This window comes from Caballeronia pedi (assembly GCF_001544915.2).
GTDB classification, from domain to species: domain Bacteria; phylum Pseudomonadota; class Gammaproteobacteria; order Burkholderiales; family Burkholderiaceae; genus Caballeronia; species Caballeronia pedi.
In genome coordinates, this window is the sequence record NZ_FCOE02000020.1 from 65,526 (window position 1) to 87,111 (window position 21,586).

The 21,586-nt window shown below is 64.2% G+C and carries 20 protein-coding genes and 2 riboswitches; of the genes, 13 read left to right on the forward strand and 7 right to left on the reverse strand.

Annotated features, from left to right (window positions below; all coding sequences use genetic code 11):
• Position 1 precedes the first annotated feature (1 nt).
• Positions 2–1,279 (reverse strand): D-amino acid dehydrogenase, encoded by a 1,278-nt coding sequence (locus AWB80_RS25910; protein WP_061177522.1) that lies wholly within the window; start codon positions 1,277–1,279, stop codon positions 2–4.
• A 65-nt stretch (positions 1,280–1,344) separates the two neighbouring features.
• Positions 1,345–1,448, reverse strand: a riboswitch (glycine riboswitch).
• Between the two features lie 10 nt (positions 1,449–1,458).
• A riboswitch (glycine riboswitch) is annotated at positions 1,459–1,532 on the reverse strand.
• Between the two features lie 121 nt (positions 1,533–1,653).
• On the opposite strand from AWB80_RS25910, the gene AWB80_RS25915 reads away from it, so the two are divergent.
• Positions 1,654–2,907, forward strand: coding sequence for a cation:proton antiporter (locus tag AWB80_RS25915; protein ID WP_061177523.1), 1,254 nt, complete (start codon positions 1,654–1,656; stop codon positions 2,905–2,907).
• A 70-nt stretch (positions 2,908–2,977) separates the two neighbouring features.
• Here AWB80_RS25915 and AWB80_RS25920 read toward each other — a convergent pair whose 3' ends face one another.
• Positions 2,978–3,139, reverse strand: coding sequence for a DUF1328 family protein (locus tag AWB80_RS25920; RefSeq protein WP_016347507.1), 162 nt, complete (start codon positions 3,137–3,139; stop codon positions 2,978–2,980).
• 248 nt (positions 3,140–3,387) lie between these two features.
• On the opposite strand from AWB80_RS25920, the gene AWB80_RS43495 reads away from it, so the two are divergent.
• Genes AWB80_RS43495 through AWB80_RS25930 form a run of 3 tightly spaced genes read left to right on the forward strand, consistent with a single transcriptional unit; the run spans position 3,388 to position 6,051 of the window.
• On the forward strand, positions 3,388–3,612 hold the full coding sequence (locus tag AWB80_RS43495; RefSeq protein ID WP_143328140.1) for a hypothetical protein: 225 nt from the start codon (positions 3,388–3,390) through the stop codon (positions 3,610–3,612).
• A 37-nt stretch (positions 3,613–3,649) separates the two neighbouring features.
• Positions 3,650–5,566: an AAA family ATPase gene (locus AWB80_RS25925; protein WP_061177524.1), complete on the forward strand. Its 1,917-nt coding sequence runs from the start codon at positions 3,650–3,652 to the stop codon at positions 5,564–5,566.
• 14 nt (positions 5,567–5,580) lie between these two features.
• Positions 5,581–6,051 (forward strand): VOC family protein, encoded by a 471-nt coding sequence (locus tag AWB80_RS25930; protein ID WP_061177525.1) that lies wholly within the window; start codon positions 5,581–5,583, stop codon positions 6,049–6,051.
• Positions 6,052–6,064: 13 nt separating this feature from the next.
• Here the strand turns inward: AWB80_RS25930 and AWB80_RS25935 are convergent, their stop codons facing one another.
• Both AWB80_RS25935 and AWB80_RS25940 read right to left on the reverse strand, forming a co-directional pair.
• Positions 6,065–6,844 (reverse strand): transporter substrate-binding domain-containing protein, encoded by a 780-nt coding sequence (locus AWB80_RS25935; RefSeq protein ID WP_061177526.1) that lies wholly within the window; start codon positions 6,842–6,844, stop codon positions 6,065–6,067.
• A 35-nt stretch (positions 6,845–6,879) separates the two neighbouring features.
• Positions 6,880–8,034, reverse strand: coding sequence for an amidohydrolase (locus tag AWB80_RS25940; protein ID WP_244206728.1), 1,155 nt, complete (start codon positions 8,032–8,034; stop codon positions 6,880–6,882).
• 109 nt (positions 8,035–8,143) lie between these two features.
• Between AWB80_RS25940 and AWB80_RS25945 the strand changes: the two genes are divergently transcribed.
• Positions 8,144–9,043: a LysR family transcriptional regulator gene (locus AWB80_RS25945; RefSeq protein ID WP_061177527.1), complete on the forward strand. Its 900-nt coding sequence runs from the start codon at positions 8,144–8,146 to the stop codon at positions 9,041–9,043.
• A gap of 2 nt (positions 9,044–9,045) precedes the next feature.
• On the opposite strand, the gene AWB80_RS25950 is transcribed toward AWB80_RS25945, so the two are convergent.
• Positions 9,046–11,253 (reverse strand): xanthine dehydrogenase family protein molybdopterin-binding subunit, encoded by a 2,208-nt coding sequence (locus AWB80_RS25950; RefSeq protein WP_061177528.1) that lies wholly within the window; start codon positions 11,251–11,253, stop codon positions 9,046–9,048.
• Positions 11,254–11,709 carry a (2Fe-2S)-binding protein gene (locus AWB80_RS25955; protein ID WP_061177529.1) on the reverse strand — a complete coding sequence of 152 codons (456 nt, stop codon included), beginning with the start codon at positions 11,707–11,709 and terminating at the stop codon, positions 11,254–11,256.
• Between the two features lie 106 nt (positions 11,710–11,815).
• Between AWB80_RS25955 and AWB80_RS25960 the strand changes: the two genes are divergently transcribed.
• Entirely contained in the window at positions 11,816–12,721 is a 906-nt protein-coding gene (locus tag AWB80_RS25960) for a LysR family transcriptional regulator (protein WP_061177530.1), read from the forward strand.
• Here the strand turns inward: AWB80_RS25960 and AWB80_RS25965 are convergent.
• The gene (locus AWB80_RS25965) at positions 12,699–13,592 is read right to left on the reverse strand and encodes a LysR substrate-binding domain-containing protein (RefSeq protein ID WP_061177531.1); all 894 of its coding nucleotides are present in this window, start codon (positions 13,590–13,592) and stop codon (positions 12,699–12,701) included. The two genes, AWB80_RS25960 and AWB80_RS25965, sit on opposite strands and share 23 nt — an antisense overlap.
• Positions 13,593–13,835: 243 nt before the next feature.
• Here AWB80_RS25965 and AWB80_RS25970 point away from each other — a divergent pair, with 243 nt between their 5' ends.
• Genes AWB80_RS25970 through AWB80_RS26000 form a run of 7 tightly spaced genes read left to right on the forward strand, consistent with a single transcriptional unit; the run spans position 13,836 to position 21,584 of the window.
• Complete coding sequence (locus AWB80_RS25970; protein WP_061177573.1) at positions 13,836–14,768, forward strand: amidohydrolase family protein; 933 nt, start codon at positions 13,836–13,838, stop codon at positions 14,766–14,768.
• On the forward strand, positions 14,768–15,700 hold the full coding sequence (locus AWB80_RS25975; protein WP_061134279.1) for an amidohydrolase family protein: 933 nt from the start codon (positions 14,768–14,770) through the stop codon (positions 15,698–15,700). The genes AWB80_RS25970 and AWB80_RS25975 overlap by 1 nt, the downstream gene beginning before the upstream one ends.
• 56 nt (positions 15,701–15,756) lie before the next feature.
• A complete protein-coding gene (locus AWB80_RS25980; RefSeq protein WP_061177532.1) occupies positions 15,757–17,142 on the forward strand; it encodes a UbiD family decarboxylase in 1,386 nt (461 codons plus the stop codon).
• On the forward strand, positions 17,139–17,711 hold the full coding sequence (locus tag AWB80_RS25985) for a UbiX family flavin prenyltransferase (protein WP_061177533.1): 573 nt from the start codon (positions 17,139–17,141) through the stop codon (positions 17,709–17,711). Before AWB80_RS25980 ends, AWB80_RS25985 begins: the two co-directional genes overlap by 4 nt.
• A 29-nt stretch (positions 17,712–17,740) precedes the next feature.
• Positions 17,741–18,793: a CobW family GTP-binding protein gene (locus tag AWB80_RS25990; protein WP_061177534.1), complete on the forward strand. Its 1,053-nt coding sequence runs from the start codon at positions 17,741–17,743 to the stop codon at positions 18,791–18,793.
• Positions 18,794–18,833: 40 nt separating this feature from the next.
• On the forward strand, positions 18,834–20,174 hold the full coding sequence (locus AWB80_RS25995; RefSeq protein WP_061177535.1) for a nucleobase:cation symporter-2 family protein: 1,341 nt from the start codon (positions 18,834–18,836) through the stop codon (positions 20,172–20,174).
• A gap of 24 nt (positions 20,175–20,198) precedes the next feature.
• Positions 20,199–21,584: an isoxanthopterin deaminase gene (locus AWB80_RS26000; RefSeq protein ID WP_061177574.1), complete on the forward strand. Its 1,386-nt coding sequence runs from the start codon at positions 20,199–20,201 to the stop codon at positions 21,582–21,584.
• Positions 21,585–21,586 lie beyond the last annotated feature (2 nt).

Here is a 21,586-nt window from a genome sequence, read left to right on the forward strand (position 1 = left end):
CTTATAGCAGCGCTTCGCTCCGCTCGATGCCCCCCGGCACCGATTCACGCGCCGACTGGCGAGGCAAGCGCTGCAACACCGCTTCCGCGACGAGTTCGGCCGTCGCCGCCGAAAGCGTCCAGCCGAGATGCCCGTGCCCGGTGTTGTAGAACACGCCGGGACGCTTGCCCTGCCCGACTTTCGGCAGCATGCTCGGCAACATCGGGCGCAGGCCGCTCCACGGAATCACGCGCGCCGTCGACACATCGGGGAAATAACGCCGCGTCCATTCGACCAGCGGCGCGATGCGATCGGCGCGGATATCGCGGTTGAAGCCGTTCAGCTCCGCCGTGCCCGCCACGCGAAAACGGTCCGCGCCGAGCCGGCTCGTGACGATCTTCGCGCGGTCGTCGAGCAGGCTGACCCACGGCGCATGGTCGCGACTGCGGGCGTCGTCGAGGCAGACGGTGATCGAATACCCCTTGACCGGATAGACGTTGAGATGATCGCCCGCCATCGCGGCGAACGCGCGGCTGCCGACGCCCGCGCAGACCACGATGCCATCGAAGCCGAGCGGCTGCGACTCGCCCGCGTGTTCGACGGTCAGCGTGAGACGCCCCGCCTGCTCATCGATCGATGTCACGGATGTGTCGTAGCGGAACTCGACGCCACGTCGCGCGCAGGCATCCGCGAGTCCGCGCGTGAACTTGTGGATATCGCCCGTCGAATCCGACGGCGTGAAGAAGCCGCCATGAAACGCGCCGCGCAAGGTCGGCTCGATCGATTCGATCTCTTCAGGCGTGACGGCGTACCGGTCCAGACCCGCGCCCTTCAGAATCTCGTTGACCTTCGCGGCGGCGTCGAACTCCTTGCGCGTCGCGTAGAAATGCAGGATGCCGCGCCGTTCGAGATCGAAGTCGATGTTCTCGTCCCGCGCAATGCGAAAGAGATGCTCGCGCGCCGCGATCGCGAGGCGCACGGTCTCGGCCGTATTGGCACGGTAGTTCGGTATATGCCGCAGAAACTCGCCCATCCAGCTGTACTTGTGCCAGTTGGGGCGCGGGTTCATCAGAAGGGGCGCGTCGCGCGTGAACATCCATTTCAGCCCCTTTAGCACGGTGGCGCGGCTGTTCCACACTTCGGCGTTGCTCGCGGAGAGCTGGCCGCCGTTGGCGAACGACGTTTCCATCGCCGCGTAGCGATGGCGTTCGAGCACGGTAACGCGAAAACCACGCTGCGCGAGGGCGTAAGCGGTCGTGACGCCGGTAATCCCGGCGCCGATGATGGCGATTCGTGACATGACATGGTCCAGATTGATTGAGCATCGCCGGCCTTGGCCACATACCGCAGCCGGCACCGATGCCCCATCTGTCCATGTACCTGAGAGTTTCGCCCGCGAGCATTCGACGTTTGCGTCGATCGCCGGGGCTCCCCTTCGGTGGGCGCGTGAAAGCGCCGCTCTCCAGATGTTCCGGCGCGCACGGTCCTTTTGCCTGAGAGTTTCCGGGGCGGTTGCTCCGTCGGCGTCGTCGCGGGGGACGAGCTCTTCCGTGGCGCGTTGTCGAACCCCTCGACAATACCGATACGAAACGCGCGTGGCAAGCCCCTTCGACATTGACAGACCGCCGGGCTCGCCGTCAGACTGCCGTCGTCCGTTCTTTCGCCGCACCAACAATGCCGACTTCCCAACTGTCTGTTTACTTCTTCGCCCAGGCCGCCGTGATCGTGTTCGCGAGCCAGTTCGTCGGCCGGCTCGCGCAACGCGTCGGCCAGCCGCAAGTCGTCGGCGAGATGATCGCGGGCGTGCTGCTCGGGCCCTCGCTCTTCGGGCTGCTGCTGCCGCACTGGCAACAGGCGCTCTTTCCCAAGGCGACCATGGGCATGCTCTACGTCGCCGCGCAGCTCGGCGTCGGGCTCTACATGTTTCTGGTCGGCACGGAATTTCGCGCGGATCACTTTCGCGCACGCGCGAGGAGCGCGATGAGCGTTTCGCTCGCCGGCATCGTCGCGCCGTTCGTGCTCGCGTTTGCGTTGACGCCGTGGCTGCTCACGATCACCGGCCTCTTCGCGGAAAAGGCGCGGCTCTACGAGGCATCGCTCTTTCTGGGCGCGGCGATCGCGATCACTGCGTTTCCGATGCTCGCGCGCATCATTCACGAGCGCGGGCTCGCCGGCACCTCGCTCGGCACGCTCGCGCTGACCGCGGGCGCTTTCGACGACGCCGCCGCGTGGTGCATTCTCGCGATCGTGCTGGCGAGCTTCGGCGGCTCGTGGATGGGCGCGTACGCGGCGATCGGCGGCGGCGCGGCCTTCGCGCTCTTCATGATCTTCATCGGCGGCAAGTTGCTGCGCAGGCTCGCCGCCGGACTCGATCCCGATGCGCCGCTGCCCACCAGCGTGCTCGCCGCCGTGATGGTGCTGTTCTCGCTGTGCGCGTTCGCGATGGACTCGATCGGGATTCACGCGGTGTTCGGCGGCTTTCTGCTCGGCGTCGCGCTGCCGCGCGGCCCGCTGACCGAGAAGCTGCGCGACATGCTGCAGCCTTTCGTCGTCGTGTTTCTGTTGCCGATGTTCTTTACCTACTCCGGTCTCAACACGCGGCTCGACATGCTGATGGACCCAGCCATCATGCTAGCCGCCGTCGCCATTCTGATCGCATCGTTCGGCGGCAAGGGCATCGCGTGCTGGGCGGCCGCGCGCATGAACGGCGAACCGCCCGGCGACGCGATGGCAATCGGCGCGCTGATGAACGCGCGTGGGCTGATGGAACTGATCATCATCAATATCGGGCTGGCGGCTGGCGTGATAATGCCCGGCCTGTTCTCGATACTCGTGCTGATGGCCGTGCTCAGCACGTTGATGGCGACGCCGCTGTTCAACTGGATCGTGCGCCGGCAGGCGGCGTTACGGGAGATCGTGGCGCGATAGGGTCATTCGGATGCCGAATCATTATCGGCGCGTTACCGAGGCGTCGCGTCACGACGCCTCATGCCACCGATCACCTTCGCATGAGCCCCATCACGAGCGTCACGAGGAAAATTACGAGGAATATGAAGAACAATATCTTCGCGATGCTCGCAGCGCCCGCCGCGATGCCGCCAAAACCGAGCGCGGCGGCGATCAGCGCGATCACGAAAAAGACCAACGCGTAATACAACATGATGTTTTCTCCTTCCCATTCGAATGCGCCGCGCGCCCCATGTGCGCGGACAGCGGACTAGCTTAAGCAAGCAGTATTCCTTACCGGATGGAGCATCGATTTTTCCCGTGATATCCTTGGCTCGTCCTGCATACACCATCAAACCTGCATCGAGCCGCGAGCGCGGATCTGTCGTTTTTACACTGTCGTCAAGAAGACTCGTCGTCTGCCGTTAATTACAAAAAAGGACCCGAATCCGACAAGGCGCGGTGACGCTCGTTCGCGCGCTGTTCCGCGTTATCGAATGGTCATGCATTACGGGCACCATTCCAGCGGAGCAATCCCCGAATAAGGGCCATGCTCGCATGGTTGACGATCTGCGGTTCAAGGTCGATCGCTTCGCCATCTTGAGCGTCAAGCCATATGCGGCGGGCATCCCACCACCGGAGCACGAACAGACTCGTTCGGATGCCATTCCTCCGACGATAGATTGACGGGCGCCGCCCTTGCGGCCCCATTGGGAAAGAATTGATGAAACCGGCAAGGAATTCGCTGCGGTCACGCGTTGGCCGATATATCGCGTATGGCGTGATCGCCGCCGCGCTCGTCGCGGGTGTGGGCGTACTGCACTGGCGCAATGAAACGCGCACTGCGCAATCGCAGCCCACGGCGTTGACTGGCATTGCGAATCAGATGCGGCACGACGCATCCGCATGGACGCATCGGGAAAAAGACGCATCGGAAATGCTGACCGATATTCGCGACCGTAATGTCGCGACGATCGGCGTGAGTCCCGACGCCATCCTCGTGTCGACAATGAAGGGCGAGAAGTATTACGTCGCCGATCACAAGGGCGCATTCTCCAGTGCGCTGCTGCTCGGCGACATGAAGCCGGGCGCCGCGTCGCCCTATCAGCTCGTATGGCTGCCCGACGCCGATGTGCGCGTGGGCATGGCGCGCTGGTCCGAAACGTTCGACCGCTCGCGCGACGTGCTGAGCCTGCTGCTGCCGGTGCTGATGATCGGCGGCCTGCTCTGGTTCATGCGCCGCGAGATGCGCGGCGGCGCGCAACTGCTCGGCACGTCGCCGACATTGCGCTTCGATGACGTCATTGGCGCAGGCGAAGCGAAAGCCGCGCTCAACGACGTGCGCGCATGGCTGACCGAACCAGCACAATTTACCGGCATGGGCGTGCGTGCGCCGTGCGGCATCCTGATGACGGGCGGGCCGGGCGTCGGCAAGACGCGCCTCGCGCAGGCGCTGGCGGGCGAATGCGGCGCGAACTTCATCGCGATCACGGGCAGCTATTTCAGTGCGAAGTACTATGGCGTCGGCATCCAGAAAGTGAAGCATCTGTTCGAACTCGCGCGCAAGAATGCGCCGACGGTGATCTTCATCGACGAAGCGGATGGCCTCGGCAAGCGCACCGATACCGGCGGCGGTCCGGTCGAAGCGGAAAGCAACCGCATCATCAATCAACTGCTCGCGGAAATGGACGGCTTCGAATCGAACGAAGGCGTGATCATCGTCGCGGCAACGAATCATCCGGACAATCTCGACGAAGCGCTGCGCCGCCCCGGCCGTTTCGATCGCACGGTGCAAGTGCGTCTGCCGAGCGTCGACGACCGCGCCGAGATCCTGCGCTTCTACGCGGCCAATCTGAAGACGAAAACCGACGACATCGATTTCGACCAGCTCGCGCGTCTGACCACGGGCCTCTCGCCGGCCACGCTGGCGATGATCGTGAACCAGGCGGGACTCGTCGCACGCAAGGCAGGCCAGCGCGAAGTCGGCGCGAAGCATTTCCTCGAAGCGATCAAGATCGCGCGCATCGGCGATATCAACGGCGCGGAGCGCGCCTTGTCCGACGACGAACGCACGCGCGTCGCGGTGCATGAAGCGGGTCACGGACTCGTCGCCGCGCTGCTCGGCACGGGCGTGCTCGAAGAAGTCACGATTCTGCCGCGCGGCGGCGCATTGGGCGTCGCGCTCATCACGAAGATGCAGGACAAGCATCTGTATCGCGAGACGGAATTGCGCAACGAGATTCAGGTGCTGCTCGGCGGGCGCAACGCGGAACTGCTCGTGTTCGACGAAGCATCGAGCGGCGCGGCGTCCGATCTTCAGGAAGCGTCGCGCATCAGCCTCGACATGGTGTCGAAATTCGGCTTCAACGAAGACGGCAATCTGTTCAGCCTCGCCGCGCTGCCGCAGCAATATGCGGGCTTGCAGCTGAAGAACTCGATCGAGCACGCGAACGCGCTGCTGCACGATCTGAGCGATGCATGCCTCGCGCTGTTGCAGGCCAACGAGCCGGTATTGCGCGCGATCGCCGATCAGTTGCTCGAATCGGAGACCGTGTCCGGCGAGACGGTTTATCGTCTGATCCGCGAACACGCGCAAGCGCTCGTGAACGAGGAAACCGTCGACGAAGCACTGGCCGCCTGACCGGGAGAACCGACATGGTCGATGCGTATCGCAGCAAAGGGTTGTCCAGCGCGCTTTCGTATCAGGACCCGAAGGCGGCGTTCCGCTGGCTCGAAGCCGCATTCGGTTTCGAGCCGATGTTCGTCATTCTCGATACCGACGGCAATCTCGCGCACTCCGAAATGTCGTATGGCGAATCCGTTGTCATGATCGGCAGCGAGTGGAGCGACGATCACAAGAGCCCGCGTTCAGTCGACGGCAAGAACACGCAGTCGGTTCACGTGCAGCTCGCGGAAGGCGAGGACATCGACGCACATTGCGCGCATGCGCGCGCGGCGGGCGCGTCGATTCTCGCGGAGCCGCAGACGCAGTTCTACGGCGACAGGACCTATCGCGCGAAAGACCCCGAAGGACATATCTGGACCTTCGGCGTCACCGTGGAGCGCATGACGCCCGAACAATGGGACAAGGCCAGCGGACTGACGACGCGCACACGTCTCGATTGAGCGGCGACGCGCCTTACTTCGCGCCCTGATCCGCGCCGAGATACTGCTGTTCCAGGCGGCCGATGGTGCCATCCTGCTTGAGGCGCGCGAGCGCGGCATCGAGCGCCTGCAGCGTCTTGCCATCGCCCTTGCGCACGCCGATCACGCTGCTCGCGCCCAGCAGCGCCGGATCGTCGATACGCGGCCCCGCAAGTTCGAAGTGCGCGCCCTGCGGCTTCGCGAGAAAGCCGAGCCGCGCCGCCGAGCCGACCACGACGGTCGCATCGAGCCTGCCGTTGACGAGGTCGGCGTAGACGCTGTCCTGATCCTGATACTCGCGCACGATCACGCCGCGCTTTTCCCAGTTCGCCTTCACGAACGCAGCCTGCGTCGAGCCTTGCAGCACGCCGACACGCTTGCCCGCGAGCTTCACCGCATCGGGCACGAGACCGCTGCCGCGCGCGGCGACGAGACGAATGTCCGCCGGATAGACGGGCTGCGTGAAGTCCATGACAGCACGCCGCGCGGCCGTGGGCGCCATCGACGCGTTGATCGCATCGAACTTGCGCGCCTGCAATCCGGCGATCAGTCCGTCGAAGCTGCTTTCCACCCACACGCACTTCACGTTCGCCGCGGCGCACATCGCGTTGCCGATCTCGATGTCGAGTCCGGCGAGACGGCCATCGGGCAACTTGTATTCGTAAGGCGGATAGCTCGGGTCGGTGCCGAAACGCAAGGTGCCGGCGGCGCACGCACCTGCTGCCGCGGTCAAGGCGGCGGCCACGAAAAGCGCGCGCACTCGATGATGCTTCATCGAAATACTCCTTCAGACAAGGGATGAAATGGAATTCAGGCCGCGCAACGGTCCAGCGCGAGCGCTACGAAGAAGCGCACGCCGAGCGGCAGCACCTCGTCGTTGAAATCGAACTCGGGATGATGGCAATACACGCCGCCCTGACCCAGCAGCGCATAAGCGCCGGGCCGGCGCAACAGGAACTCCGAGAAGTCTTCGGAGCCATTGAGCGGCGCGAAATCGCGCAGCACGCTGGGCGCGCCGAAGATGTCGTTGGCCACGCGAGCCGCCGCTTGCGCCTGCTCGCGATGATTGATCGTCGCGGGTGAGCTGTTGCGAAACGCGACGGAGATCGCGCATTCGCTCGTCATCGCGATGCCCTCGCAGATCGTGCGGATACGCGACTTCATCTGCGCACGCACGCTTTCGTCGAACGCGCGCAGCGTGCCCGTCAGCGCCGCATGCGATGGAATCACGTTCGGCGCGCTGCCCGCATGCACGCTGCCGATGCTCAGCACGGCGGTCGCGCTGGGATCGATCGTGCGGCTCACGACCGTTTGCAATGCGCAGATGAGTTGCGCGGCCGCCATCACGGGATCTTTCGTTTTCTCGGGCGCCGATCCATGTCCGCCCACGCCGTGTATGTCGATCACGACTTCGTCGCATGAGGCGAGCATCGCGCCGTCGAGCACGCCGAACGTGCCCGGCGGAAAATGCGGCGCGTTGTGCAAGGCGTAGATTTCGTCGTAGCCGAAGCGCGTTTCAATGTCATCGGCGAGCATCGCGTTCGCGCCGCCGCCCGTTTCCTCGGCGGGCTGAAACACGAGCACCACCGTGCCCGCGAAGTCGCGATGGCCGCTGAAATGACGCGCGGCGCCGAGCAGCATCGCGGTGTGGCCATCGTGGCCGCACCCGTGAAAGACGCCCGCGCGTTGCGAGCGATGCATCGGCACGCCCTCTTCCTGCATCGGCAGCGCGTCCATGTCGGCGCGCAAGGCGATGGTCCGTCCCTTGCCGCGCAGTCCATGCACGACGCCGACGACACCCGTGCCGCCGACGCCCGTATGCGTTTCGATATTCCACGCCTGCAGCTTCGCCGCAACGAGTTCGCTCGTGCGATGCTCGTCGAACGCGACTTCGGGATTCGCGTGAATGTCGCGCCGCAAGGCGACCAGTTCGTCGATATCGATGTCGACGGTGTTCGTTTTCACCTTTGCGTCTCCTTGTATACTTCGGCCTCTCATCCGTGCCGCTTTGCGCATACTAGGGGCACGCCGGCCTGCGCCGATTTCCAATTTCTCATGCATATAGCCAACGCTTATGGAACGGGGAACCCTCAAGACCGCGCAATTGCAGACGCTCGTCGCCATCGTCGAGCACGGCACGCTGATGGCCGCCGCCGACGCATTGAACGTATCGCAGCCCGCGGTCACGAAGAGCATCAAGGAACTCGAATCGCGCCTCGGCGTGCAACTGCTGGAGCGCAGCGGCGCGGGCGTGCGTCTCACGCGCTACGGCGAAGCGCTGTTGCGCCGCGCGCGTTCGGTGGTCGCGGAGATCGTGAGCGCCGAGCGCGAGCTGGAGGAGATGAAGTCGGGCATGGAGCGCACCTTGTCGATCGGCGTATCGTTGCTGGCATCGTCGATCGCCGTGCCCGAGGCGTTACGCGCATTCCGCGCGCGGCTGCCCGATGTCCGCCTCAACGTGCATGAGTGCGTGCCCGCGCAGATCATCGACGGCTTGCGCGACGGCTCCTTCGATCTGTGCGTCGCGTTCGTCGCCGACAGCGACATCACGGCGGAATATCGCGTGGTGCCGGTCGGTGAAGCGGCGCAAGTGCTGGCCGTCCCGCGCGGCGATCCGCTCGCGCGCGAAACGCTGCTTGCGCGCCTGACGGGCGCGCGCTGGCTCTATTACCACACGCGCGACAGCCTGCCCGCGTTCTGGCGCGAACTATGCGGCGGCGGCACCTTGCCGATGCCGTCGCATGTCAACATCTGCACGTCGCAGCGGCTCTATGCGCAGCTCGCGCAGGAAGCGGGAACGATCAGCGTATGGCCCGAGCCGCTGCTCGAAGAGGAAATCGCGCTCGGCCGCATGGAACGCCTGCACAGCGACGCGCAGACGACGCGCCTCACGCTCGGCCTCATGTATCGCAAGGATCTGGTTTTGAGCGCGAGTCTCGAATACTTCATCGAGTGCATCCGGCGCACTTCCTAGCTTCAAACACCCTTGCGCAGATCGAACGGCGTCTCGCGCAGGCGCTTGGCCGTAAGCCTGAACAAGGCATTGCTCACCGCCGGCGCCACCGACGGACTCGACAACTCTCCGACACCGCCGGGTTTCGCCGGATCGCCCTGCACGATGTGGATGTCGATGTCGGGCATGTCGCTCATCCGCATCACGCGATACGAATCGAAATTGGTCTGCTGAACCTGACCACGCCGGATGTCGATGCGATCGGCGAGCGCATGTCCGAGTCCCCACATCAGGCCGCCGTACAACTGCTCTTCCACGCCGCCCGGCGACACCGCAAGCCCGCAATCGGCCACGCACGTGAGCTTCTCGATCACGATGCCGTCGTCACGCCGCGACACGCGCGCGATCACGGCGATATAGCTGCCGTACGCCCGATTCGTCGCGATGCCGAGCGCGGTGCCGCGCGGCAGCGGCTTGCCCCAGCCGGCGCGCGCCGCAGCCTCGCGCAGCACGGCGGCATGCCGCGCATCCTGCATATGCGCGAGCCGGAAGTCGAGCGGATCGCGATGCCCCGCATGCGCGGCTTCATCCATGAACGACTCGACCGCGAACACGTTCGGGATATAACTCACCGCGCGATACCAGCCGGTCGGCACGCCTGTTTCGTGACGCACCCAGCCGATATCGACATTCGGTGCGCCATACGCGAACTCGTACTTGCTGATCGCTTCCGTGGTGCTGTAGTCCATGCGATCGGCACGATCGAAATAGCCCGGCTCCCACTGCTCCGGCGATGCGGGCATCACCGCGCGCAGTTGCAATGCGGAGAGATTGCCGCGCGCGTCGAGCACGGCGCGGGCGCGATGATGGCTCGCCGAATGATAGAAGAGCGCGCGCATTTCGTCTTCGCGGCTGTTCATCAGCTTGACCGGTTTGCCGGTTTGCAGCGCGAGCCACGTGACTTCGAAAAGCCAGTATTTCGATTCACGCGCACCGAAGCTGCCGCCGGAAACGAGTTCATGCAACACGACACGATTCGCCGGAATGCGGCCGATCACTTCGGCTGCCTCCTGCGCCGTCGATGGCACTTGCAAGCCGCCCCAATACGCGATGCCGCCGTCTTTCGCCCACGCTGTCACGTTGATGGGTTCGAGCGGATTCGACGCCTTGTAAGGCATCGAATAAGACGCCTGAATCACGCGCGGCCCGCGCTTCAATATCGATGCCGCATCGCCGTTCTTCACGGTCGGCACGACGCGCGCGGCGGGATCGTCGAGCCATGCGGCCTGCCGCGCGGGCAGTTCGTGGCTGTCGAAATTTTCGAAGGCGCTGTCTTCCCATTCGACGTGCAACGCGGCCTGTCCCTTGTGCGCGGACCAGTAATCGTCGGCAAGCACGGCGACGCCCGCCTGATTGCCGCCGAGCACATCCGGGCGGCCGGGTATCTGCAACACCTGGCGCACGCCTGGCACGGCGAGCGCGGCTTTGGCGTCGACGCTGCGCACGCGCGCATCGATCACGGGCGCGCGCGTGACGACCGCGACGAGCATGCCCGGCAAGCGCACGTCGATGCTGTACGCAAACTTGCCGCACACCTTCTGGGCCGCATCGCGCTTGCTGCGCAACTTGCCGATGTATCTGAACTGCGACGCATCCTTCAGGCGCACGTCCTTCGGCGCGGGTAACGTTGCCGCGATCATCGCGAGCGATCCATAACTCGCGCGCGCGCCGGTCGCCGTGCCGATCACGAAGCCGTTATCGGTCGAACACGCAGCGGGTGATACGTTCCACTGCTTCGCGGCGGCGGCGATCAGCATCGCGCGAGCGGTCGCGCCCGCATGACGCAAGCGATCGTACTCGAGCGACACGCTCGTGCTGCCGCCCGTCGAAAAAACCTTCCACAAGGGATGAATGTAATCGGCATAGAAGGGATTCTCCGGCGTGATCACGTCGATGCGAAACGGATCGACATCCAGTTCCTCCGCGACGATCGCCGCGAGCGCGGTGCGCGTGCCGGTGCCCGAATCGTGCTTGTGGACGACGAGCTTGATCGTGTCGTCGGGCAAGACGCGCACCCATGCGTTCGGCTCGAATTCCTTGTCTTTTCCGTGGGAATCGCCGCTCTTCGCCAGCGTCTCGGGCAGGCGAAAGCCGATCGCGAGTCCCGCTACGAGCAGCGCCGAACTCTGCTTCATGAAACGACGGCGCGCCGCGCCATGTTCGATGTGCATTCAGGCCTCCGCCGCCGCGCGCTTGATAGCCTTGCGAATGCGCGCATACGTGCCGCATCGGCAGATGTTGCCGGACATCGCCGCCGTGATGGTTTCATCGCTGACGGAAGGCTTGCCCTTCAGAAACGCCGCCGCCTGCATCAATTGGCCCGACTGACAATAGCCGCACTGCGGCACATCCTCGGCGACCCACGCGCGCTGCAAGGGATGCGTGCCATCCCTGGACAGACCTTCGATCGTCGTGATGCGTCTGCCCGCTACAGCCGCGACGGGCAACAGGCACGAGCGCACCGCATCGCCCTCCAGATGCACCGTGCACGCGCCGCAAAAGCCGCCGCCGCAACCGAATTTGGTGCCCGTCAAACCCAGCGAATCGCGCAGTACCCACAGCAAGGGCATGTCTTCCGGTACATTGTCGAGCGAGTGCCGCGCGTCGTTGACGATGATTTCGATCATGCGCTGTCTCCTGAATGTCGTTCGTGCGTGCATTCATTATCGGAAGCCGATACGCAAGCGCGCCAGCGACGATTTCTTTGATCATCCGTAAGCCCGGCTAACACCCATGTTGAAGCGCTATCCTTCGATCCAGTCGATGCAGGCCTTTCTGCAGGCGGCGCGCGCCGGCAGTTTTTCGAGCGCGGCGCGGCAGTTGTCGCTCACGCACAGCGCGATCAGCCAGCAGATCCGCACGCTCGAAGAGTTCGTCGGCCAGCCGTTGTTCGTGCGCGAGGGCGCGCGCGTCGTGCTCACCGATGCGGGCGCGCTCTTCGCCAACCAGCTGGGCGATGGCTTCGAACAGATCGACCGTGCGTTGTCGTCGGTGAAGGAGCGCGCGGTGAAGCAGTCCATCACGCTCGACGTCGATCCCGAACTCGCGCAAAGCTGGCTCGTCGCACGTTTGCCCGCGTTGCTCGGCGCGCTGACAGGCACCTCGCTGACGATGCTGTCCGCGCCGCGTCACGATCGCAGCGCATTCGAGCGCGTGGATCTCGCGCTGCGTTACGGCTATGGCGAATGGGATGGCTTCGAGAATGCGCTGATCAGCGGCGACCGTCTGACGGTCATGGGCTCGCCCGCCTTGCTGCACGCGCGAGGACTCGCGGCGCCGCTCACGCCGGAACAGGTACTCGCGCTGCCTTTACTCGGCTACACCATGCGCTCATGGATTCCGTGGCTCGCCGCCGCCGGCCTGCCGGAAGTGGAGCCACATGCGCTCGCTGTCTTCGACAACGCCGCGGGGCTGATCGCCGCCGCGAGCGCGGGCGTGGGCGTCGGACTTGCGCGCGGGCTGCTCGCCGCCGACGCGCAACGCGACGGCAGGCTGATCGAACTGACGCACGTCGAGATTCCAACGCACTACAACCTCTACGCCGTATGGCCGCGCGAGAAGTCCGCGCGCGTCGCGCCGCTCGTCGATGCGATACGCGAACTCGTCGCGCAAACGGTCAACGCGCGCCCCCGGCGTTGACGACTTCACGCACCGTATCGAGAAACCGCGCCAGCACGGGTGACGGCGTTTCCGCGCGATAACGCGCATGCAGCGACACTTCCGGACGGGGCGCCGCGAGCGGCACGAATGCGACCCCGCCGCCCGACAACTGCTGCGCCGATGCAGGCAGCAACGCAACGCCAAGCCCTTCGCGCACGAGACATAGAAGCGTGTGCAGTTCCACGACTTCCTGCTCGATGCGCGGCGTGAATCCCGCTTCGACGCAACAGTCGCGCAGAAACCGCGCGAGTTGCGACTGCAGCAAACCGAACGACAGAAAGCGTTCGGTTTCGAGCTCGCGCAGCGCGATCTCCCCGCGTGAAGCGAACGGATGCGACAACGGCAACGCGACCACCGCCGGTTCGCGCAACACCACTTCGCTGACGATCTCCGGATCTTCGTGCGATACGCGAAAGAAGCACACATCGAGCCGCCGTTCCTTCAACGCCTGAATCTGCGCGGCGGGCGTCATCTCGTGCAGCGTCCACCTCACTTGCGGATGCTTGCGAGCGAACACGCCGAGCGCGCGTGGTATCGGCTCGACCATCGCCGAGCTGATGACGCCGATCTCGAGGCTTCCCACTTCGCCGCGACCCGCGCAGCGCGTGAGATCGATCGCGCGCTCGAACTGCGCGAAGATCAGCGGCGCCTGTTCCTTCAGTGTTTTCCCTGCCTCGGTAAGTTCGACCCGATGTTGCGAGCGCAGAAAGAGCGCAGTGCCCATCTCCTCTTCGAGGATGCGGATCTGCTGACTCAATGGCGGCTGCGAAATGTGCAGCCGCGCGGCTGCGCGGCCGAAATGCAGTTCATCGGCGAGCACCGCGAAGTACCGCAAAAGCCGCATGTCCATATCGTCAACGTATCAAGATCGTGATCAAAAAATATTGTACAGAGCGTACATAACTTGTGAGACTGCATCGCAAGCAGCAGTGCACATCAGTGTGACACTCGATGCCGGCGAGGGGAAGACGCAAGCACATCGCGTCTTGCAAAAGGCCGCATGGGCAAGCTCGCGAGAGCTTTCGTTCCATCGATGCGCCTGCCCGCGATCCGGCAACTGGACACGCCAGTTCCCCTCAAGGAGATCGAGACCATGATCATCGACACAAGCTGTTATCCGACCAATCTCGTCGACCTCGCCTGGCGCCATGACGGCGAGCCGTTTTCCGGCGAGCGCCTGATCGAGGTGATGGACGGACCGTACATCATCAACGGCAAGCCACGCCGTATCGACAAGGCTTTCATTCAGCCGCCGCAAGGCAACACCATCTATACGTGGACCGACGGCGTGCGCTCCGGCCGCGAGTCGATCGACGACTATATGGCCTATACCGTCGAACTCACGCAGAAGTATCCCGACCGTCTGCTGGGCTGCTTCGTCTATAACCCGCGCTGCGGCCCGCAGAACGGCGCCGACGCGATCGAGTTCTATGCGAAGGAGCACGGCTTCAGGATGGTGCAATTGCAGGCCAACATGCATGCGTACCGGCCGGATCGCGCGCTCGACTGGCTGCGCCCCGCGTTGCGCAAATGCGCGGACCTCGGGCTCATCGTGAAGCTGCATACCGGCGATGGTCCGTACAGCATTCCGAGCGAGTGGTATCCGCTGATCCGCGAGTTTCCGTCGGTGCCGTTCATCATGGCGCACTTCGGCGTGCAGACCGGCGGCGTCTATTGTTTCGAGCCGTATCAGATGGCGCTCGATACGCCGAACGTGTATTGCGAGTCGAGCTGGTGTCTGCAATCGCGCATCGTCGAGTTCGCGAAGGTATTGCCCACGCACAAGATCCTGTACGGCTCGGACACGCCGCCCAACGAACCGGGCATGTGGCTGCGCCTGCTCGAAGTGCTCTGTCACGAGCCGCCGCAAGGCCTCAACCTCGACGAAGACACGCTCGAGGATTATCTCGGCAACAACCTCGCGCGCATGCTCGGCATCGAACCGAGCGCGCCGCCGCGAAGCGTCGAGGAAGCACAGGCCTATCTCGACCAATGCAAAGAATCTGACTACGCAGGAGCGCGCTGATGATCATCGATACCCATCTGCATCCGACCAATCTCGTCGACGAAGCCTGGCGGCATACGGGCGAGCCCTTCACCGGCGAACGCCTGCTCAAGATGATGGACGGCCCGTACATCATCAACGGCAAGCCGCGCCGTATCGACATGGGCTTTATTCAGCCGCCGCCGGGCAACACCGGCTATCGCGACGGCAACCGGCGCGGGCGTGAAGGCATTCGCGATTACATGTCGTATATCGCAGAGCTTACGCAGAAGTATCCGGACCGCTTCATCGGCAACTTCACGTATAACCCGCGCTGGGGCCCGGAGAACGGCGCGGCCGAACTCGAATTCCACGTGAAGGAATACGGCTTCAAGATGCTCAAGCTGCACGCGAACATGCATGGTTATAGACCGGACCGCGCGCTCGACTGGCTGCGCCCGGCGATGAAGAAATGCGCGGAGCTGGGCGTCGTCGTGCTGATCCATACCGGCGATGGCCCCTACACGATTCCGACACAGTTCTATCCGATCATCCGCGAATTCCCGATGGTGAACTTCATCATCGGTCACTTCGGGATTCAGACGGGCGGCAATTACTCGTTCGAAGCCTTCTGGATGGCGATGGACACGCCCAACGTCTATTGCGAATCGGGCTGGTGCTATCAGTCGCGCATCGTCGAATTCGCGCGTCAGTTGCCGCGCAACAAGATCGTCTTCGGCACCGATTCGCCGCCGAACGAACCGGGCATGTGGCTGCGCGAACTGGAGATGCTGTGCGGTCCCGCGCCGCAGGGCATGGATCTCGACGAGGACGGCCTCGAAGACTACATGGGCAACAACATCGCGCGACTGGTCGGCATCGAGCCGACCAAACCGCCGAAAGACCTTGCCGAAGCGGAGAAGCGATTGAAGGCGACCTACGTAAAGAGCGACGAAGTCGCGCAGACAGCCTGACATCACGCGGGGCGCGGTTGCGCACGCGCCCCTTCTTCCTTCCAACGGAGCTCACGATGGCCGATAACCTCTTTCGCGCCACGCAGGACTTTCATTGCTTCGCGCTTGCGTATCGCGAGCGTTATCCGGACGACGTGCTGACGCTCACGCAGCCGCTGTCCGCCGATCAGGATGTCACGGCGGTCGTCGCGGCGCTCGCATCGCGCGGGCAGCATCCGATGCTCGTGTGCGAGAACGTCGAAGGCATCGGCACGCCTTTGGCGACCAACTTCTTCGCTTCGCGTGAGCGTATCGGCCGCTTGTTTGACGTCGATGCGCGTGATCTCTTCGACGCCTGGCAACAGCGCGCAAACGCACCGATCGCACCGGTGCATGTCGCAAGCGGTCCCGTGCTCGATGAAGTCATCGAAGCCGACGCCGTCGATCTCGCGCAACTGCCGATGATCCGCCACTTCGCCACCGATCGCGGACCGTACATCACGAATGCCGTGATCGTCGCGGAAGATCCGGTGACGGGCATCGCCAATCTCAGCTATCACCGCTCGATGCGCCACGCGAAGAACGCGCTCGCGACCAGCCTGCATTCGCGCGGCCACTTGTGGCGCATGTTGCAGACGGCGCAGGCGCGCGGCGACACGCTGAAGGTCGCGATGGTCATCGGCGCGCATCCGTTGTTCATGCTCGCGGCGGCATCGCGCGTGCCTTTCGGAGCCGATGAGCGCGCGATCGCCGGTGGACTTTTCGGCGCACCGCTCGAACTCGTGCGCACGCCGCGTTACGGCATCGGCGTGCCCGCCGCCGCCGAGTTCGTGCTCGAAGGCACGATCGATCCCGAAGCGCGCGCCGAGGAAGGCCCGTTCGGCGAATTCACGGGCTATTCGTCGGACCGTTCGACCAACAACGTGTTGCGCGTCGACACGATGATGCGCCGTCGCGATGCATGGCTCGTCGATGTCGTCGGCGGTCCGTATGCCGAGCATCTCACACTCGCTCGCCTGCCGCGCGAAGCGGAGATGAGCGAGAAGCTGAAGGCGCGCTTTCCTTCCGTCACGGCGCTGCACTATCCGAACTCCGGCACGCACTTTCATTGCTATGTCGCGTTGAAACAGACGCGCGATGGCGAAGCGCGTCAGATCATGCTGGCGCTGCTCGGCTGGGACCCGTATCTCAAGCACGTCGTGGCCGTCGATAGCGATATCGACATCACGGACGATTCACAGGTGCTGTGGGCGATCGCCGCGCATGCCCAGCCGCATGAGGACGTGTTCATCGTCGGCGGCTTGCCGGGCAGTCCGCTCGATCCCTCTTCGTCGGTGGATGGCACGACTTCGCGCATGGGCATCGACGCGACGCGCGGTTCGCATTTCGACGGCATACGCGCGCGCATCGGCGAGGATGCGATGCGTCGCGCCGACGAGATTCTGCAAGGAGCCGCGCGATGAGCACGCGACGCATCGCGGTGGGCATCAGCGGCGCGTCCGGTTTCGTGTACGGCGTGCGGCTGCTGGAATGGCTGCGCGAACTCGATATCGAAACGCATCTGACCATCTCGCGCAGTGCGCTTCTCACGATGTCGCACGAGACCGACTACAAGCTCGCCGATGTCAGCGCGCTCGCGAGCCGCACGTATCGATGCGACGACATGGCCGCCGCCATTTCGAGTGGCTCGTTCCGCACGCTCGGGATGATCGTCGCGCCGTGCTCGATGAAGACGCTTGCAGAAATCGCCAGCGGACTTTCATCGAGCCTGATCTCGCGCGCCGCCGACGTCACGCTCAAGGAGCGCCGCCCGCTCGTGCTGCTCGCGCGCGAAACACCGTACACGCTGGCGCATCTGCGCAACATGGTCGCCGTGACCGAGATGGGCGGCATCATCTCGCCGCCGGTGCCCGCGTTCTACGCGCGCCCCGCTTCACTCGACCAGATGATCGATCACACGCTCGGGCGCGTGCTCGATCTGTTCGGCCTCGATTGCAACGGAGTGCGTCGCTGGAAGGAACACGAAGCCTGACTGACCCGAAGACTCAAAGGAGACATGCAATGACTCACATCCACACCACGCACAACGCATTCGACAAGATTCCCGTCACGGTGCTGACCGGCTTTCTCGGCGCGGGCAAGACCACGCTGCTCAACTACATCCTGCGCGAAAAGCACGGTCACAAGATCGCGGTGATCGAGAACGAGTTCGGCGAAGTCGGCATCGACGGCGGCCTCGTGCTCGAATCGACCGAAGAAATCTATGAAATGACCAATGGCTGCGTGTGCTGCGTCGGCGCGGTGCGCGAGGACCTCGTGCGTATCGTGAGGATGCTCGTCGAGCGGCCCGAACGGCTGGATCACATCATCGTCGAAACGAGCGGGCTGGCGGACCCTTATCCCGTCGCGCAGACCTTCTTCATCGACGATCCGATTGCGCAGCGCGTGACGCTCGACGCCGTCGTGACGATGGTCGATGCGAAGCATATCGCCGCGCATCTCGACGACCTCGTTCTCGATGGCCGCGACAACCAGGCCGTCGACCAGATCGTGTGCGCGGACCGCATCGTGATCAACAAGGTTGATCTCGTGACACAGCAGGACATCGCCACGCTCACGGAGCGACTTCGCGGGCTCAACGCGACGGCCGAGATTGTCGAATCGAGCTACGCGCAGATCGATCTGCGCGGCATTCTGGGCGTGGGCGCGAATGAGTTCGCGCAGCAACTCGTCGAAGCCGACGACCATCATGACCACCATGACCACGATCATCACGAAGAAGACCATGACGATCATCACCATGACGAGACCGTGACTTCGGTCGGCATCGAAGTCGAGGCAGATGTCGATCTCGACGCGCTGCAAGCCTGGCTTGCCGAACTGCGCGCATCGGACGCGACGAATCTGTTCCGCATGAAGGGCATCTTCGCGGTGAAAGGCCAGCCCTATCGCTACGTGCTGCAAGGCGTGCACGACATCGTCGAATTGCGCGCGGCGCAGGCGTGGGGCAGCGAGCCGCGCTCGTCACGCATGGTGTTCATCGGACGCGAACTCGACCGCGCCGCGCTGAACGAGCGCTTTCATGCCTGTCTCGCCATCCCGCTCATGGCCTGACCAACGAAGCCGCCGATAAAGATAAATCAGGAGACACGTGATGAACACCGACCAACACCCCGTCGATCGCGTCCTGCCCAAACGGCAGATGATCACGCTCGGCCTGCAGCATATGCTCGTCGCTTATATCGGCGCGATTGCCGTGCCGTTGATCGTCGCATCCGCATTGAAGATGTCGCCCGCCGACACCACCGTGCTTATCAGCACGGCGCTCTTCTGCTCGGGCATCTCGACGGTGCTGCAGACCGTCGGGTTCTGGAAGTTCGGCGTGCGCCTGCCGATCCTGCAAGGCGTCGCGTTCAGCAGTGTGGGCCCGGTCATCGCGATCGGCATGAGTCCGGGCGTCGGCTTCGCGGGCGTGTGCGGCGCGGTAATCGGCGCGGGCGTGTTCACGATGTTCGCCGCACCGCTCGTCGGACGCTTGCGCCGCTTCTTTCCGCCAGTCGTGACGGGCTGCATCGTCACCGTGATCGGGCTGCAGCTCTTTCCGGTAGCGTATCAATGGGCGGGCGGCGGCGAGCATGCGCAGCAGCACTTCGGCGCGCTGCCGTATCTGAGCGTCGCGTTGTTCGTGGCGCTCGTGATCCTCGCGATCAACCGCTTCGCCAATGCGTTCCTGCGCAATCTCTCGGTGCTGATCGGCCTGATCGCGGGCAGCGCGCTGGCGTGCGCGCTCGGCATGGGCGACTTCCGCAATGTCGCCGACGCGCCGTGGTTCACGATGCCGCTGCCGTTTCACTTCGGCATGCCGGTGTTTTCCGTGGTGCCCGTGCTGACCATGATCGTCGTGATGGTCGTGCAAATGGTCGAGTCGATGGGTCTCTTCGTCGCGATCGGCGATATCGTCGACAAGAACATCAGCGAAGAGGACGCGGTGCGCGGCATGCGTGCGAACGGTCTCGCGAGCGCGATTGCGGGCATGTTCGCTGCGTTCCCGTTCATCGCGTTCATGGAGAACGTGGGGCTCGTCATTCTGACCGGCGTGCGCAGCCGATGGGTCGTCGCGGTCAGCGGCGTGCTCATGTGCGTGGTCGCGCTGGTGCCGAAGTTCGGCGCGGTGGTGGCCTCGACGCCTGCGGCGGCGCTCGGCGGCGCGGGCATCGCGATGTTCGGCGTGGTGGTCGCGGCGGGCGTGCAGACGCTCTCGAAAGTGGACTTCGAGCGCAATCGCTATAACGTGCTGATCGTCGGCTTCACCATCGCGACCGCGCTGATTCCCGTCATGGCGCCGCAGGTCTTCAAGCAAATGCCCGAGTGGACGCAGCCTTTCGTGCACAGCGGCGTGGTGCTCGCGTGCCTCGTATCGGTCGTGCTCAACGCAGTGCTCAACGGCGCGCACGAAGATGAGGTCGTGCCTGCGCACAAGTTGGTGCGCGAGTAAAACGTGATGACAGGACAAACGTTCATGAACACACAACACCAAGCATTGCTAATCAAACGTCCGGTTGCGGTGATGAGCGGATTGCGTGGCGATGCCGCGCGTCTCGGCCAGGTCGACATTCGCATCCGTCACGGCGTCATCGAAGCCATCGCGCCCGATCTCGAAGCACGCGAGGGCGAGCGCGTCATCGACGCGCGGTCCTGCGTCGTCTATCCGGGCTGGGTGAACACACACCATCATCTGTTCCAGAATCTGTTGAAGGCGGTGCCTTCGGGCATCAACGCGGATCTGCAGGAATGGCTCGCGGCCGTGCCGTATCCGCGCCTCGCCCGCTTCACGCCGGACCTCGCGCGCGTCGCCGCGCGTCTTGGCATGGCCGAGTTGCTTCTGTCGGGCGTGACGACGTGCGCCGATCATCACTATCTCTATCACGCGGATGGCACCACGGAGACCGGCGATCTGCTGTTCGACGAAGCGGCGTCGTTCGGCCTGCGGTTCGTGCTCTGTCGCGGCGGCGCGTTGCAGGCGGCGGGCGATCATCCCGGCTTTTCGAAGGTCGCGCTGAAGCCCGAGACGCTCGATCAGATGCTTGCCGATATCGAACGCCTGAAGGCGCGTTATCACGACCCGCGCCCAGCATCGATGCGCCGCGTGGTGGTCGCACCCACCACGCCGACCTTCTCGCTGCCGCCCGCGCTGTTGCCCGAGATCGCGCGGGCGGCGCGCGGCATGGGTCTGCGGATGCATACGCATCTTTCGGAGACGCGGCGCTATGTCGACTTTTGCCGCGAACGTTTCGACAAGCTGCCAGTCGAGTTCGTCGCCGATCACGAATGGCTCGGCCCCGATGTATGGTTCGCGCATCTCGTGCATCTCGAAGCGAGCGAGATCGCGATGCTCGCCGAAACCGGCAGCGGTTGCGCGCACTGCCCCGTCAGCAACGCGCGGCTCGGCAGCGGCATCGCCCCCGCGCCGCAGATGGCCGCGGCGGGCGTGCCGATGTCGCTCGCGGTGGACGGCGTCGCGTCGAACGAATCGGGCAGCATGATCAACGAGGCGCACTTCGCGTGGCTCGTGCATCGCGCGGCGCAAGGTGTATCGGCGACGACCGTCGAGGAGACCATTCACTGGGGCAGCGCGGGCGGCGCGGGCGTGCTCGGTCTCGATGCGGTCGGCACACTCGAAGTCGGCAAGGCCGCGGACCTCGTGCTGTACGACATCGACGATCTCCGCTTCTACGGCTATCACGATCTCGCGGTGGCGCCGGTGACATCGGGCGAGCCGGCGCGCGTGCGCTACAACGTCGTGAACGGCCGCATGGTCGTCGATGACGGTGTGATTCCCGGTCTCGATCTCGACGCGCTGCGCCACGAAGCGGCCGAGGGCGTGAAGATTCTATTGGCCGATTAGCG